1 protein-coding gene is annotated in these 253 nt (G+C 66.4%); it reads right to left on the reverse strand.

Annotated elements, in window-relative coordinates; all coding sequences use genetic code 11:
- Nucleotides 1-208 (reverse strand): 3-hydroxyacyl-CoA dehydrogenase NAD-binding domain-containing protein (locus AC0IYH_RS32855; protein ID WP_471838561.1); only part of this gene is annotated, 208 nt, incomplete at its 3' end.
- Nucleotides 209-253: the final 45 nt, after the last annotated feature.

Below are 253 nucleotides of genomic sequence, written 5' to 3' on the forward strand. Positions count from 1 at the left end.
CGATCCCCGCCTTGCCCTTGTCCGCCTGTGCCTGCGACACGTCGGCCAGCAGGACTTTGAATCCTGCCTGGGCAGACACTTGCGCGATGCCTGCGCCCATTTGCCCCGCCCCGATCACGCCGATAGTCCGCATGCTGCTCTCTCCTCTATGTCCGCGCGCATAGCGGCTGCGGAACGCGCTCGCCAGCATCGGGGTTTGTCCCTGCATGCGTATCGCTTTGCCCGCCGCTACGGCGCTCGTCTTCGGCTCCGT

This window comes from Pseudomonas sp. AC463, assembly GCF_979253585.1.